This is a genomic window from Exiguobacterium sp. AT1b (assembly GCF_000023045.1).
Classification (GTDB): Bacteria; Bacillota; Bacilli; order Exiguobacteriales; family Exiguobacteriaceae; genus Exiguobacterium.
Map to the genome: position 1 here is coordinate 17951 of NC_012673.1, position 14946 is coordinate 32896.

Here is a 14946-nt window from a genome sequence, read left to right on the forward strand (position 1 = left end):
CTGTGGTTCATGCTAATTAAATTTTTTTCATGCGTATGTGTTTCTAATTTCAATAAACGAAATATGAATTGACGTACGTCGAGAGGGGGAAATCGGATGGATGCCACAGCTGAAAAAATCATATATCGCGAAGACGTCGATCCGATCAGCGGGGCACCGACGATCACCGCAGTCCCCCAGTTCGTCAAGAACGCGCTCGACGGCGTCCCATACAACACGATCCAGTCGCTCGATGAACTATTCAAGCGGGAGAAACTGCGCGAGATGTGGCGCATCCTGCGAAAGAATGACGCCTTCGATTACCAGCTGGAGGTCTGTGACGCGATTATCCGTAGCTGTTTGCTCGGTCTCGGCTGGCAGTTCGTCATCATGCAGACCCGGCAGAGCGGAAAGAACGAAGAGTCGGCCTTTATCGAGCAGTACCTGCTTCTCTACGGCTGGTACTACAACGAGCGCATATCGGGCGTCAAGTTCGCGCCGGTACACAAGCCACAGGTGCAGGCATCGATGGACCGGCTAGAAGGAGCGGACACGCCAGACAGCGGCGGGATGGCCGGTTCTATCCTCACGAAGCACGCCTTCCGGAAGTCGGACGGCTACAAGTTCCACATGGGCACGCCCCGTGACTCGAACAAGTGGGCCTTCCTCTCGATCAACCCGAGTGCGAACGTCGCGTCGCAGACGGCGTTCACGCTACTCGAAGGGGACGAGGCGCAGGACATCGACACGAACAAGTGGGAGCGAGACGCGCAGCCAATGGGATCGTTCAACAACGCGACCACCGTATTCTGGGGCGTCGCCTGGACGAAGGAGAGCCATATCTACAAAGCGATGAACCAATCGCTCGAGATGGAAAAGCGGCTGGAGAAGGAACTGGGGTACCGCCCGAAACTCGTCTTCAAGATTGACGCCCATCGCGTCATCGCCTCGGGGAACGACAACTACCGGAAGGCTTTCGAGAACCAGGTGGCGCGGCTCGGTGTGAACCACATCGCCATTCAGACGCAATACTTGCTGAACTTCGTCGACAGCATTGGTCGCTTCTTCGACGCCGAGCAGGTCGCACGGATCTACGCGACTTCCGAGACGACGCGAATCGGGCCGAAGAGTGACGAGGTATATGTATTCGCCATCGACGTGGCCGGACAGGAAGAGGACGTCACCACCCTGAACGACGAGACGATCGGGAAGGAAAAGCGAGACAGTACGTCGATGCACATCGGACGGCTGGACCGAGACGGGACGATCATGCCCGTCTGCTGGTATCACTGGACAGGCGAAGCCCATTCGAAGGTACGCGACCAGATCACGGCGATCATCAAACATTGGAACACGATCGGCGGGACATGCGATGCGACCGGAATCGGGGAACCCCTCGCCCACTACCTGAAAGAAACCTTTCCGAACCAGGAAGTCGAGGCGTACAAGTTCAAGGCGCAGGGCGATGAAAACAAGTCGAAACTCGGCTATCTCGCTTACAGCTACGTCGCGAACGACCGAATCAAGATTCCCCGACAGCCTACAGCTGACAAGGAGCAATCCGAACTGTGGCTGGAACTGAAGTGGCAGATCGAGAACCTGGTCCGTGTCGCGAAGAAGCAACAGACCATCAACTTCCACGTACCACAGAACGCGAAGCCACGATTCGCCGGCCATGTCCCGCATGACGATATGGTCATCAGCCTCTTCTTGCTGATGCGGGCGGCGTGGATCATCAAGAACCCAGAAGGTCGCAGAGCGGAAGCCTTCGACCGGGACGGCGTATAACGAGAGGAGGCAGACACATGGCAGTAATGAACAAGATTCCCCCCACCCTCGCAGAACTAGGTGCGGCGAATGCGGCCAGTTGGGTGGCAGAGCATAACGACTGGCTGGGAAAGGTCGTCGAACAGCATAATCTCTTCATCAAGGAGTACGAGGTCGACAAATACCAGGCGGCATACGACGGGTTCCTTCAGTCCATCGATGAACGCGACAAGAGCCGGGGCGACGACATCAACCACAAGCTACAGACCAGCCTCGCCCCGATCATCATCGACTCGGTCGTCGACTACATGATGGGCAAGCCGATCACGTGGACCGTTGAAGCGGACCCGAAAGCCGAGGATGCCCCGAAGGAATTGGTCGAGGCGTTCCGAAACGACATCCTCCAGCTATTACGTTCGGGGGATGCACAGCGTGTCCTGGCCGAACAACTTCGCCAGGGGTCCATCGCATACTATAGCGGTGTAATCTGCTGGATTGACGAAGCAGGAGACATCGATTTCGAGGAGTTCCCTGTACAGGAGATGGTCCCAGTGTATGATACCCGGGGCAAACTTCGAATGGTGCTTCGGATCTTCACAGTCGAGGCCGATGATGGCAGCGGTGCTATTACAAAGGTCGAAATGTACGATTCGAAGTACGTCACCTACCTGGTTAGCCAAACTGCTGGAGGATTCGAACTCGATGCAGAGGAGCAAGAGACAGGTAACCCGGTCGAACATTACGCCGGACGCATCCCGGTCAGCTTCTTCACGAACGGGACCCCGGCGAAGTACGCGGACCGAAAGAAGCGACTCGGCACCTCGGACCTTGCTACTGTCTTCTCGCTGATCGAGGAACTAGCGGGCACGGTATCGGACAAGGCTAACACCGTCGACCGATTGCTGGACCAGTTCCTAGTCTTCACGAACGTCACGACGACAGAAGACGAAGTCGTCAAGATGCGGAAGGCGCGGGCCATCGTCCTGAAGAGCAAAGAATCCAGCGCCCAGTTCCTCGCACCGTCACAAGAGGACACGGCGGTCGAGAACCATATGGACCGCATCGAGGAACTGACCCACCAGATCAGTGGCACGCCGAAGATTAACGACCTATCCGGGGCGACGGCCACAGAAATCAAGATGAAATACGCACCTCTGGACATCAAGGCAGGCAAGAAGGACCTCTACTTCTCGCAAGCGATTCGAAGCTTCATCCTGAACCTGACGGACCTCTTGAATGCGAAGCGGATCAAGGAGAAAAGCGAATCAGCCGACGTATATGGCATCTTGACGGGAGAAGCGACTTCGAGCGTCCCCCTTTACCGGGCGGAATGGCTACAGTTCACGATCCAGCGGAACCTACCGCAGAACTTCGCAGAGATTGCCCAGATTGTCGCCCAGTTGGTCGGCATCGTCCCGGATTCATACCTGTACGAATTGCTCTGGTTCATCGATGACCCAGTGGCAGCACTCGCAGAGATGAAGAAACAGAAGGACGCCGATAGCAAACGCCAGGCGAATGCCAGCATGAGCGCGATGGGCTACGGTGAAGAGTTCGGAAGCACGGGCGCCGACGATCAGGATGACGAGGAAGAGGCAGCTGGAGGACCGGGCACGGAATAACGGGACCAGATAGGAGGGTTGAATCATGGCAAAGGCACCGCCACCACGCAAGATAGACGAGAAAGTCCTGGCACGTATGCAGAAGGACCTCGACGGGTTCATCGTCAAACACCAGGAAATCCTAGACAAGCGGGCGGTGAAGTACGCAAGCGAGATTCAGCCCTTCTGGGACGACGTGGCCATCCGTATCGAGAACGAGATTCGGGCCATCTACAGCCAGGTTCAAGATGCGAACGGCGTGCCGATCATGAAGCAACCGGTCGAGAAAGCGAAGTTCCGGAACATGCAACGTCAGATGGAACGCCTCCAGAAGCTTCAGGATTTCCTCGTGGGGCGAATGGGCGCACCGGAGCAAGACGAAAAGATGAAGCGGAACCTCGCCTACAGTTTTGCTGAAGGTTATTACTATCACGGATACGCGATCGAACAATCGGCGAAAGTCGCCATGACCCTTCCCGTCCTGACCCAGGGCGTGGTGATGGGCGTGCTCGCGAACCCCTGGCTTCCTGACGGGGCGACGTATAGCGATCGACTGCGTGCGAACACGGCTTACCTAGCTGGGAAGATGCGGGATGCGGTTCAGGAGGGTGTTGGAAAAGGCTGGGGAATCAACCGCCTCGCTCGTCGCATCAAGGACATCGCAGGAGAAGGGTTCTATAACTCGGTTCGACTGGCCCGTACTGAAATGACTCGAGCGGCGGCGCAAGGGGCGAACCACACCTACATGCAGAACGCCGACATCATGGACGGGAAGCGATGGAACGCCGTCCTGGATGCTCGGACAGCCCCAAAAGACGCGCAGAACGACGGCAAGGTGTTCGCACTCGATTACGACACGCCGGAAAAGAAAGGCGAACCGGGTCGACGTATCCCGAACCACCCGAACTGCCGATGCAAGTGGTCCCCGGTCCTCTCGGCTCTCGGCATCTCGACACGCGAGCGGATTGCACGTGGAGAGGGCGACACGAAATCGAAATTCGGGGAACGGACTTACACCCCGGCTCGGGATTACGAGACGTATGCCAAAGAGCGCGGGCTTCCTGATCTGAATGATTCTGTACGAAACGAAGACCCACGCCGATATTTACGTCGAGGGGAAACGTTAGCCGACGTACCGAAAAACTTCTTCGACCCGTTCACGGTCGCGAGCGGTGCGGTAGTCGGAACGGCCGTTACTATTCAGGAGGCGGCGCAGATCGCCATCATCGACAACGCCTTCACGCCAGCGAAGACCGTCAAGGAGGCCAACGCCTGGGCGGAGCAGAATCTGACCGTGAAACAAGTCGACTACAAGGGATTCGATGTAGAACTGGCGAATGAAGTGAACAAACAGCTGTACGCCCTCCAGCAGTTATATCCGGAAGTCCAGGACGTGAACTTCGTCGGGACCGCCCAGCGGCGGAATAACCTGCTGTACGAGAAGCAGGTCCGGGACTTCGAAGAAAGAAACAAAGAACTGCTGGCAGATATGCCCCTTCAGCTGAAGGAGAGCCTTATCAAGAAATACGTCAAAAAGAAAAAAGTGTCGGGCAACACCTACGCCCAGGCTACGAACAAGACGTGGGGAGAACTCGCTGGGATTTCATTTAACGAAAAGTGGGCAAAGGATTATAATGGATTCAAAGAATCGCTAAAGAGCGACGTAGCGAGCGGGTTCCATCCCATCGGAGCCGATAACCCGGCTTCCGTACTGATCCACGAGTTCGGTCACAGCATTGATTACTTCCTCGACAAGATCGGATTACGAGACAAGTACCTCGGTCCCGTGGTCGAGGAGGCGCTGGCAGACGAGAAGCTTGCTGAAGAACTAAGCCGATACGCGACGAAGAACGATCGCGAAGTCGTGGCCGAGGCATTCGCTGAATACCGACTGAACCCGAACCCCCGCAAGTGGGCAAGGAAGGTCGGGGAGGCCATCGAGAACGCACTAGAAGAATACCGAGAGGGGCGATGACATGATAGGACGACAACCGAATTTCTTGAACAGCCCCTATTTTGTAGGGGAACCAGGAAACTGGCACCTGAAACCCGGCGCACCCGCCGACGTCGTTCAGGAGTTCAACGACTTCATGACGGATGACGAATCAAGGGACCTGGAAGACACACCAACAATCGACGAGAAGGAGCTGCTAAATTAGCGGCTCTTTTTTTGTTGCACGCCCTACCATACCAGGGGCTTCTAATACCTGGAATGGCTTGAACGGACACCTCGCACCGTAACGCGAGGCACATTCCGGCGACCCTGCCGCCATAGAATATGCAGGGCAGCACAGCCGCAGGGCTTTAAGCTGCAAAAGGAGACGCGACGATGAACAAACACATCAAACGGCTACAGACGAAACTTCAGGCAGGCAAAATCACAGCAGACGAGTATATGGAGCAGTTGGCCGAGTTGCTGGAAGACGAACTGGTCACGAAAGAAGAGCACGACGACGCGAAAGATTTCGAAGTCGAAGATCCGAACGACAAACCAATCTACTCACAAGCGGATTTCGACCGTTCGATCGTCGCGAAGGCTCGCCAGATGGTCAAGAAGGCACTTACTTCGAAAGGCGTGGATCTCGAAAAGGTCGACAAAAAAGACCTACTCGACCACTTCGCTGAAATGGCTCTTCAGGGCCAGAAGAAAGGGAATCTCTCGGTCGATGAACAGGAACTGGCCGCGCTTCAGGTGAAAGCGAAGTCCGCGGACGTCCTTCAGCCGAAAATCCAACAGCTTACGATCGAGAACGCTGTGCTGAAAGCCGCCGGGAAATACAACCCGGTCAACCCGAAGCAAGTCGTGCGGGCGCTAGATGACTACTCGGACCTACTCGAATACGACGAGGACGACGTACTCGTAGGGAAGTCAGTCGAGACGGCGCTGGCGAAGTTAGCCAAAGCGGAGCCGAACCTTTTCCAATCTGCCGAGGACAATGCCACGCCACCACCAGGGGACGACAACCCCCCAGCTGGAGGATTGAAAGGCAAAGCGCCAGGAGGCAGTACACCGCCACCAGGAGGCAAGAAGAAAGACGACGACCTGAAGGCGCAAGCATTAGAGATGCTAGGCATCAAAAAAGACCAATAAGGAGGCTTTACCATGTCAAACAACGACGTAACAATCCGCCGCAAGTCGGCAGAAGCCGCACGTGAGATTAAATCGAGCGCGCACTATCAATACGTGAACACGGGGATCACGCTCGACGGTTCGAAGTTCGCAAAAGGTGAACTCGTCTTAGAAGGCACGTGCCTCGTCAAAGACAAAGTGACCGGTCTTTACGAGAAATACCAGGACGCAGCGGGCGCATTCCCAGCTGGGAAAACAAACCCGGTCATCCTCGACGAATCGATTAAGTTCGAACTCGACGATGCGGGGAACAACCCGAACGTGACGGCCGGCCAGGTGCTCGTCCACGGCTCGGTCCACACCGGCATGTTGATCGGTGCGACAGACGCTTTCAAGGCAGAACTTCGCGGCTACATCCGTTTCGTCTAAGAGACGGACCGTAGACCGACACACATTCCATAAGGGGGCTTTACGCTATGTCAGGATTAGCACAATACAGCGACTTTTTCAAAAACCCAGTATTAACCGAAGCAATCAAGGAAGTACCTGTGAACCCGTCGTATATCGGGGAGCGGTTCCTTCCGGCCGTCGACACGTACGACATCGACTTCAACGAGACGGTGATCGAGCGTCAGGCGGACATGGCCAACATCGTCGACTCTGGCGCCGAGTTGCCACTTACTGACCGTGACCCACTCCGTACGGTGTCTGGTTCGATCACGGACATCGGGCAGTCGTACATCGTCACGAAGAAAGAAATCGCGGGCTTGCTCGACAAGGGCAACCAGGCGAAACGTACGCTCGTCGAAAAGCAATTGCTCGGCAAGGTGGCCACGGTCAAAAAGAACATCGATGCTCGAATCGAGTGGATGCGCTGGCAGGCACTCGGTAACGGGGTCTTCGCTTACGACAAGGACGGCATCAAGTTAGGCGTCGACTTCGGCGTCCCAGCAGAAAATAAGGTCACGGCGGCCACACGCTGGAACGATGCGAACGCGACAATCCTCATCGACTACGAAAAATGGGTCCAGGACTACGTCGACTTGAACGGCCGCACGCCTGACGTCTTCGTCACGTCTATCAAGGCCGTCCGTACCGTCATGAACGATGCGATTGTAAGAAAAGCCATCACAGGATCAGAGCATCGTTTGATTACGCTCGCGGAACTGAACGACTTCTTACGCGGTCGTCAGCTTCCGGCATTCGAGGCTTTCGATACGTCGGTCGTCTACCGTGACGTGAACAACAACGGGGTACGTGCCTCACAGCGCTTGCTTCACGAGAACAAGGGTGTCTTCTTGGTCGGCGGTGGCGAAATCGGCGAACAGTTGATGGGTCCAACGGTCGAGAACGACATGAACCCTGGTATCTTCGCCCGTACGTTCACACAAGAACGTCCGAAGCGCGAGATCGTGGAAGTCGTCGCGGCGTCATTCCCGAAAATCTTGATGCCGGAACTTATCAAACAAGCGACAATTCTCGCATAATCCAGGGGGCGTTCTGCCCCCTATTTTAATTTCCGAAGGGAGAACCAAACGATGAAACTTAAACTAATCGAGCAAGTCACCTTTAACGGCGCCCACGTCGAGGCAGGGGCAGAAATCGAACTTTCAGAAATCAGCGGACAGGCATTGATCGCGGAAGGCAAGGCGGAAGCTTTGGAACCGGAAGCACCGAAAACGCCGGACGATCCTCCAGCTGGGGAGAAAGCGGCACTCGACAAGAAGTACACGAGCAAAATTCCGGAATTGAAAGAGCACGCGAAGGCAGCGGACGTCGAGTTCAAACATGACGCGACGAAAGCCGAAATCATCGACGCAATCATCGAAGCTGGGAAGGCGGCCGACGTACTCGGCATGTAAGGGGGCATCACGATGCTATTACCGGAGAACGAACTTGCAATCTACGTTCCGGAGTCTGCACGGATGACAGAGGAAAACCGTCTGAAATTCTTGCAACGCGCGAACGCCTATGCGCTCGGCATTATCGGCGGTATACCGACGTATACAATCGAGAAGCCGGACGGGCCGGTCAAGACGGCAGTCGGAATGGCGTTTGAAATCCTCACAGAGGGCCAGGACGCCCAGACGAACCCGGTGAACGGAAACGTCACAGAGGCGGCGCCTACCGGATGGTATGTCCGCAGGGCAGAGCGGGCACTGGACGTCGTCGACAGGATGCTGGAGCCTTATGCCGATGAATTCCGACGCGGTAATAGCGCCGTGAACGAAAACGGCATGCAGTTCTTCTGATGGCGAAAAACCGCCACATCACGATCTCGGGGCTGGAGGACTGGCAAAAGGGTCTGGCCAACATGGGGGGACCTGCCTGGCTAAAAACCCAGGACCGCATCCTTCGTACCGCGGGATTGCGAATGCAGGAGTATCTGGACGATCTGACGCCTGCCCAGTCGGGTCGACTGAAGCAATCGATGTCATCCGGGAATCCGGACAACGTGTTCGAGATGAAGGTAGGACCGAACGCGTACGTCGTCACCGGGACGGCGGTCGAATACGCCCAGCACGTAAACGATGGCTTCCAGCAACAGAAAGGGCGCTTTGTTCCAGGCGAATGGCGTAACGGGGTCTTCCATTACATCCCTGGCCATAACGGTGGCATGGTGCTCTCGGGAGCAGTCATCCCGGGTGCTCGGATGTTCGATAAAGCGATGGACTACATCGAATCGGACATGGCGGACATCATGGACTTCGAATTCAGACGGATGTACAGAGAACTATTCGGATAGAGGGGAGGCTTCACGATGGGTTACAAGCAAGAACTCGACGCGCTCGGGCGCTGGGTCTATCAGACGGCGGGACTGATGTCCTACCGATTGGATAGCTCGCCCCCACAACTGGCGCGACCCGTCATCCTGTGGGAGTCTCCTAACAGCGTGAAAGGTCAGAACCTCGGAAACTACGCGTACCTGAAGCGGCGTTCCCAGTTCGGAAAACTCTATGTGAACAGCGTCGACCAGTTGGCTGAGATTATGGACAAGCTGGAGCAACGCCTGGCCGATCAGCACGATTACTTGATCGTCTATGAAAGTGACCAGGCAGACGCCCTTCCAATCGGAAGGATGATTCGGGTCCAGTTCGAGGTCGGTACGTCGACGACGCTCGATATACCAATCACGGTACGCTACGACGTTATCCAGGACCGGACACGACCAATCGAACCACCGCCGGCCACAACCGTCACCACGGCCAGCGAGTACGGAGGAGGAACCACAGATGGCAACTCGATCTAAAGAGAGGCAGACGACCGTCACCGACTACCATCGGGACGAACTAATCGCGGCGGCTCGCGACGTATTCGGTGTGGAGCCTGAAATCGTCGCGGGAGCACTCCACGACAAAGCCAGGGCAACGAAGCACGAAACCGAGCAAGCGATTCAAGACTTCTTGACGAAGTCGAAAGAAGAGAAAGGGGCGAATGATTAATGAGTGGATCATATCAATTCGGACAGTCAAAAGATTTGTCGGGTGTATACTCGGAAATCGCAACAGCGATCGACGCGGTGGCTTCTGGCGCACGCGGAATCGTCACTTACCCGTTCACGGCGGCCTGGGGTCCTGTGAATGAATTGCAAGACGTATACAACCAGGCAGACTTCGCCAGCGTCTATGCGGCAAAAGAAGAAGGGTTCACGGCAAAGAAAGTGCATGACCTTGCGTTCCTCGGCTTGCCTTCTTTGGTCCTCGGCTACCGACTCGCATCGGTAACGGCAGCGGCGGCCACAATCGTCCTCGCTGATGGCTGGGAACTCGAAACGAAGTACCCGACCGAATTACCGTTTGTCGCAAAAGTGACAGACGCTTTGACCGGTGGAAAGGCGATCGAAGTCACATTGAACGGTACCCAGGTTATGAAGGTATCCGGTGCGACTCCTGACGCTCTCGCTATGGCCATCGACGTTTCGGACTACCTACGGGTCAAGACGAAGGGCGCGGCGCTACCAGAGAACGTAGCAGGTGTATCAGCAATCGGAGGAAACAATGGGGAGAATGTGACAGCTGTGGAGTATGCTGCCTACCGCGAAACGATCGAGGCTGACGGTCGAGCCAAAGCGATCGCACTCGACAGCTATGCAGACCCGGCAGAAGTAGCCGCAACGGTCGCCTGGTTGAAACGTGTACGTGAAGAAGGGTTATACATCAGCTTCGTGAACGGTGGACCCCATGCATGGGACGCGGATCTTGATGCGGCGAACACGGTGTCGAAGGATTACAACTATCGGGCTATCGTGAACGTCGGAAACGGTGTTGACGGATACTCGGCTGGAGAAATGGCTATCTTTATCGCGGCTCGCGTGGCATCGGTCGCCTTGAATCGTCAACTGACGGACGAAGTGATCCCGTTCCAACAAGTCAACAAGAAGCTGACCCAATCAAAACGCATCACAGCGAAGCGAGCGGGCACGTTGATTTTCGTTCAAAAAGGCGACCTCGTCGAAATCGACGAAGCCGTCAACACGTTCACAACCGTCACTGATCCCGAGAAACAACGTATCGAGTTCGGGAAGATTCGTGTATCCAACACGATCGATCAGGTGCTCACAGATACGGAAGCCTTCGGGGGGCAATACAAGAAGAACCGAAGCAACACGGAAAACGCCCGTGAAACGTACGCGGCGCTTATCGAACAGGATTACTTCGGTAGCCTGATCGGACAGGACGTTCTCCAGCCAGGAGCGACGTACCGACCGGACGCAGACTATCACGGTACCGACGCCGCATACAAGGCGAAAGCCGACGAAGCGTTCTTCACGGCCGCCTTCAAGGTCGTCGATGGCATGGAGAAGGTCTATCAGAAGATGAATATCAGCTTCTAATCATGAAAGGGGGAACACCGAATGTCTGAACCAATTAACGGCCTATTCGGAAAGTTGTTTGACGAAGCTGGGGAGCAGGTCCAGCTTACGCAGGAATTCGAATCAAACCTGGAGTACGAGAAGGAAAGCTATACAGTACCCGGCAAGTTCTTAAAGTCGCACAAGGTTCTGAATGGTGAAGGCTCCGGATCGTTCACGGTCTTGAAAGCCGACAGTCGACTCCAGCGTAAAATTGCAGAAAACCCGTTCGCAAAATACAACTACATCGGACGCTTGAAAGAGCCAGGTCCAGGTGGCGAAGAGGCAATCCTTTACACGGGTGTCAGCTTCGACGGGACGGCACTTTTGACGTACAACGTAGAAGAAATGGTAGAAGCGGACTTCGACTTCACATTCGATGATTACCGTTATATCAGTTCTATGGTCTAAGGGACGCTTCGGCGTCCTTTTCTTATTACTATCACACCACATTCGGAAGGGGTTTTTGTACATGGCAGTTAAGAATAAATTCGTCTCATTAGAGGACGTACTAGGTAAAAACGCGGAGGAACTTACGGCGGTGACGCTCGGCGAGATCGACGCGAAGAAACTCGGCGGGAAGCTTCCAGTCGCATCGTTTGATAACAAAGAATTTTCGCAGATCAAGAAAGACTGCACCACATACGTCAAGTCGGGTAAGAATGGGCGCATGCTTCCTGAAATCGATGAAGACAAGTTGATGGTCGAAGTCATCGTCGCGGCCGTCCATAACGATACACGAAGCGACTTCACGTTCCGTAACCCGCAATTGCTCGAGAAACTGGGTGTCATCTCGGCGGCTGAAGCGGCGGGCATCCTACTTTCTCCTGGTGAAATCCAACGCGGTGCGATGGAAGTTCAGGAGATCAGCGGGTTCAACACAGGTGCTGAAGAGGAGCGCGCTGAAGAGGTAAAAAACTCCTAACTTCGAACGGGGAAGCCCAGCTTCTCGCCTACATTTGGAACGAGCAAGGCAGGTTCCCGAATGAAGTGCTGGATCTACCCCCGTTCGAAAGGGAGTTCGTCTATCAGGCGACACAACTCAAAATCGAAGCCGAAACAAAGGCTTCGAAAAAAGGCAAGAAAGGCAAGAAGGGAGGCAAGTAAATGGCGCGGACATTTACGATGGGCGCTCGCATCAACCTGCATTCGAACAACTTCACCGGCGGCATGGCAGACGCGATTCGGGCTACTAACCAATTCGCGAACAAGATGTCGGAGACCGACAATACAATGGGTCGGTACTATGACAGTCATGGGCGACTGCGTGAAGCAAACGGTCGATACGCGAAATCCACCCGGGATGCAACATTGGCCGGGAACACCTTCAGCTCGATGATGCGCGGTGCTCGAGTGGGAGCCTTAGCCCTTGCCACTGGAATCGGTACAGTCACAGCCGCAGCAGGAACGATGGCTGCCGAAATGGACACCGCCGAAGGAAGGTTTCAGGCGATGACCGGGATGTCGGCTGAAGCATCGGCCGACATGACCGAACTTGCGAAGGACGTCTACGCAAACGGCTGGGGACCATCCATCACACAAGCCGCATCCGACATGGCCAACCTCCAGCAGGTGATAGGTGACATGACCGACGAAGGTGCGAAGTCCTTCCTGACGTCGGGCTACATCCTAGAAGACGCGTTCCAGGTTCCTGTACAGGAGTCGGCGAAAGTCGTCAAGACGATGGTACAGAACTTCGACGGACTAAGTACGACAGACGCCTTCGACATCATCACGACCGGGTTCCAGAAAGGTGGGAACTACTCGGAGGACATGCTAGACACCATCAACGAGTACAGCATGCAGTTCGCTGGCCTCGGGATGTCAGCCGATCAGATGATGGCTTCCCTTATCGCAGGAAGCCAAGAAGGTGCCTTCATGCTCGATAAAGTCGGGGACTCGGCGAAAGAGGCCTTTATCCGGCTTCAAGACGGGTCGAAGACATCGACCGAAGGCTTCCAGATGATCGGCCTGGATGCGAATCAAATGGCCGCAAACATCGCGGCTGGAGGAGACAAAGCGAACAGCGCTTTCCAGGCCACGTTACTCGGTCTTGCGAACATGAAGGACCCACTGAAACGAGAGGCGGCAGGTGTCGCGTTATTCGGAACCCAGTGGGAGGACATGGGGGATAAGGTCGTCCTGGCGATGGCAAAAGGACAGCAGGGACTCGGCGACATTTCGGGAGCCACCGAACAAGCAGGCGAGGCACTAACCAACAATCTAGGCAGTAAAGTCTTACAGATGAAGAACAGTTTCATGGTCGGACTGGCGGACATCGGGGCACCGATCGTCGACAGCCTGAAGATGGCGGCGGACTGGGCTATCGCTAACATGCCTCAAATTCTCGGCGTCATCAGCAAGAGCGGTGCAGCCATCGGGTCGATGATCGGTCCGGCATTCGGGGTCTTGAAGTCGTTCATCGCCTTCCTGGTCTCGGCGTCCCCGTACATCCTCGGAGTCGGTGCGGCGCTCTTCACTCTCGGTGCCTATTTCAAGATTATGCAGGCACGAATCCAGATCGTGTTCTGGGTGATGCGGGCGTTCTTCGCCATCCTCTCGGTGAACCCGATTACACTGATCGCTATCGGTATCGGGCTATTGATCGGCTACCTGATTAAACTGGCTGGAGGATGGGGCGCGGTCAAACAAAAGATTGTCGAATTCCTTCCGACGCTACGCTTAATCGGAACCACGATACTTACATCCGTGATGCCAATCATTAAGCAATTCGGCAGTATCTTTATGTCGGTGGTAAGCGGGATAAAGGCTTATGTGTTGCCGACACTAAATGCAATGATTCTTGGTATTGTTTCCGGATTCCAGCAACTCGTTGGCTTCGTACGCAAACACTGGACGCTCATTTCTACGGTCATCCTCGTAGCCTGGGGACTTATAAAAGCGTATGTAATGACGAACCTAGCCATCGTGAAAACGCTGGTCGTCGGTGGATTTAAATTAATCGGCGCAGTGATTTCAAACACGTGGAAAATGGTTCAAAATGTGATCAAAATCGGATGGGCGCTCATTACCGGCATATTCGAAACAGGGCTGAAATTGCTACAAGGGGATTGGTCCGGAGCATGGGACACGATGCTCGGAATGCTTGACACGGTATGGGAAAACATCGGCGGATTCTTCGACAACTTGAAGAACCTCTTCTTTGATTCCGGAAAGGCGATCATCGAGACCCTGGTCGATGGGATTAAGTCGGTCGCTTCAGCACCCGTAGAAGCCATCAGCGGAGTGCTTGACACGGTACGTGAATACTTGCCGTTTTCCGATGCGAAAACGGGTCCTCTTAGCCAGTTGACGCATAACGGTAGCAAGATTGTCACCACAATGGCAGAAGGTATTCAAAGCCAGCGTTATGCCCTAGCTGACGCGATGGATGGGGTACTCATGCGGACACCTGGAGGGGGCAACATTCCAGTAGGTACGGCAAGTCCTGCGGGACAAGCGGGTATCGGCGGTTCGGGCACGAAGAACGTCGTCATCCAGCGTCTATTCGACACGCTTCAAATCAACGGAGCGGACGGACAGGATTCGAAGGAACTGGCGAAAGAAGTCATCGCACAACTCGTCGAATTACTCGGCGGGGCGAGCGAAATCGAGGCAGCGGGATTGGGGGACTTGTTGGATGGTTAAACGACAGAAGTTTGAAATCACACTGAAGA

At 55.0% G+C, this 14946-nt stretch carries 15 protein-coding genes; all 15 read left to right on the forward strand.

The window, feature by feature from the left end:
- Positions 1-96 precede the first annotated feature (96 nt).
- The 15 genes from EAT1B_RS00130 to EAT1B_RS15545 all read left to right on the forward strand — a co-directional run bounded on the left by EAT1B_RS00130 (position 97) and on the right by EAT1B_RS15545 (position 14917).
- On the forward strand, positions 97-1767 hold the full coding sequence (locus EAT1B_RS00130; protein WP_012726080.1) for a terminase: 1671 nt from the start codon (positions 97-99) through the stop codon (positions 1765-1767).
- An 83-nt stretch (positions 1768-1850) separates the two neighbouring features.
- A complete protein-coding gene (locus EAT1B_RS00135) occupies positions 1851-3368 on the forward strand; it encodes a phage portal protein (protein ID WP_237708253.1) in 1518 nt (505 codons plus the stop codon).
- Between the two features lie 25 nt (positions 3369-3393).
- The gene (locus EAT1B_RS00140) at positions 3394-5322 is read left to right on the forward strand and encodes a phage minor head protein (RefSeq protein ID WP_012726082.1); all 1929 of its coding nucleotides are present in this window, start codon (positions 3394-3396) and stop codon (positions 5320-5322) included.
- Positions 5323-5676: 354 nt separating this feature from the next.
- Positions 5677-6438, forward strand: coding sequence for a hypothetical protein (locus EAT1B_RS00150; RefSeq protein WP_012726084.1), 762 nt, complete (start codon positions 5677-5679; stop codon positions 6436-6438).
- Between the two features lie 12 nt (positions 6439-6450).
- Positions 6451-6846: a hypothetical protein gene (locus tag EAT1B_RS00155; protein WP_012726085.1), complete on the forward strand. Its 396-nt coding sequence runs from the start codon at positions 6451-6453 to the stop codon at positions 6844-6846.
- A gap of 47 nt (positions 6847-6893) precedes the next feature.
- Positions 6894-7904 (forward strand): major capsid protein, encoded by a 1011-nt coding sequence (locus EAT1B_RS00160; RefSeq protein WP_012726086.1) that lies wholly within the window; start codon positions 6894-6896, stop codon positions 7902-7904.
- 51 nt (positions 7905-7955) lie between these two features.
- Positions 7956-8279, forward strand: coding sequence for a hypothetical protein (locus EAT1B_RS00165; RefSeq protein WP_012726087.1), 324 nt, complete (start codon positions 7956-7958; stop codon positions 8277-8279).
- A gap of 12 nt (positions 8280-8291) precedes the next feature.
- Complete coding sequence (locus EAT1B_RS00170; RefSeq protein ID WP_012726088.1) at positions 8292-8669, forward strand: hypothetical protein; 378 nt, start codon at positions 8292-8294, stop codon at positions 8667-8669.
- A gap of 122 nt (positions 8670-8791) precedes the next feature.
- The gene (locus tag EAT1B_RS00175) at positions 8792-9163 is read left to right on the forward strand and encodes an HK97 gp10 family phage protein (RefSeq protein WP_202795150.1); all 372 of its coding nucleotides are present in this window, start codon (positions 8792-8794) and stop codon (positions 9161-9163) included.
- Positions 9164-9310: 147 nt separating this feature from the next.
- Positions 9311-9667 (forward strand): hypothetical protein, encoded by a 357-nt coding sequence (locus EAT1B_RS00180; protein WP_148209418.1) that lies wholly within the window; start codon positions 9311-9313, stop codon positions 9665-9667.
- Complete coding sequence (locus EAT1B_RS00185; protein WP_012726091.1) at positions 9651-9860, forward strand: hypothetical protein; 210 nt, start codon at positions 9651-9653, stop codon at positions 9858-9860. The genes EAT1B_RS00180 and EAT1B_RS00185 overlap by 17 nt, the downstream gene beginning before the upstream one ends.
- A complete protein-coding gene (locus EAT1B_RS00190; RefSeq protein WP_012726092.1) occupies positions 9860-11251 on the forward strand; it encodes a hypothetical protein in 1392 nt (463 codons plus the stop codon). The genes EAT1B_RS00185 and EAT1B_RS00190 overlap by 1 nt, the downstream gene beginning before the upstream one ends.
- Before the next feature lie 21 nt (positions 11252-11272).
- Positions 11273-11680 carry a phage tail tube protein gene (locus EAT1B_RS00195; RefSeq protein ID WP_012726093.1) on the forward strand — a complete coding sequence of 136 codons (408 nt, stop codon included), beginning with the start codon at positions 11273-11275 and terminating at the stop codon, positions 11678-11680.
- Positions 11681-11741: 61 nt separating this feature from the next.
- Positions 11742-12194 (forward strand): hypothetical protein, encoded by a 453-nt coding sequence (locus EAT1B_RS00200; RefSeq protein WP_012726094.1) that lies wholly within the window; start codon positions 11742-11744, stop codon positions 12192-12194.
- Between the two features lie 182 nt (positions 12195-12376).
- Entirely contained in the window at positions 12377-14917 is a 2541-nt protein-coding gene (locus EAT1B_RS15545; protein WP_012726095.1) for a phage tail tape measure protein, read from the forward strand.
- Positions 14918-14946: the final 29 nt, after the last annotated feature.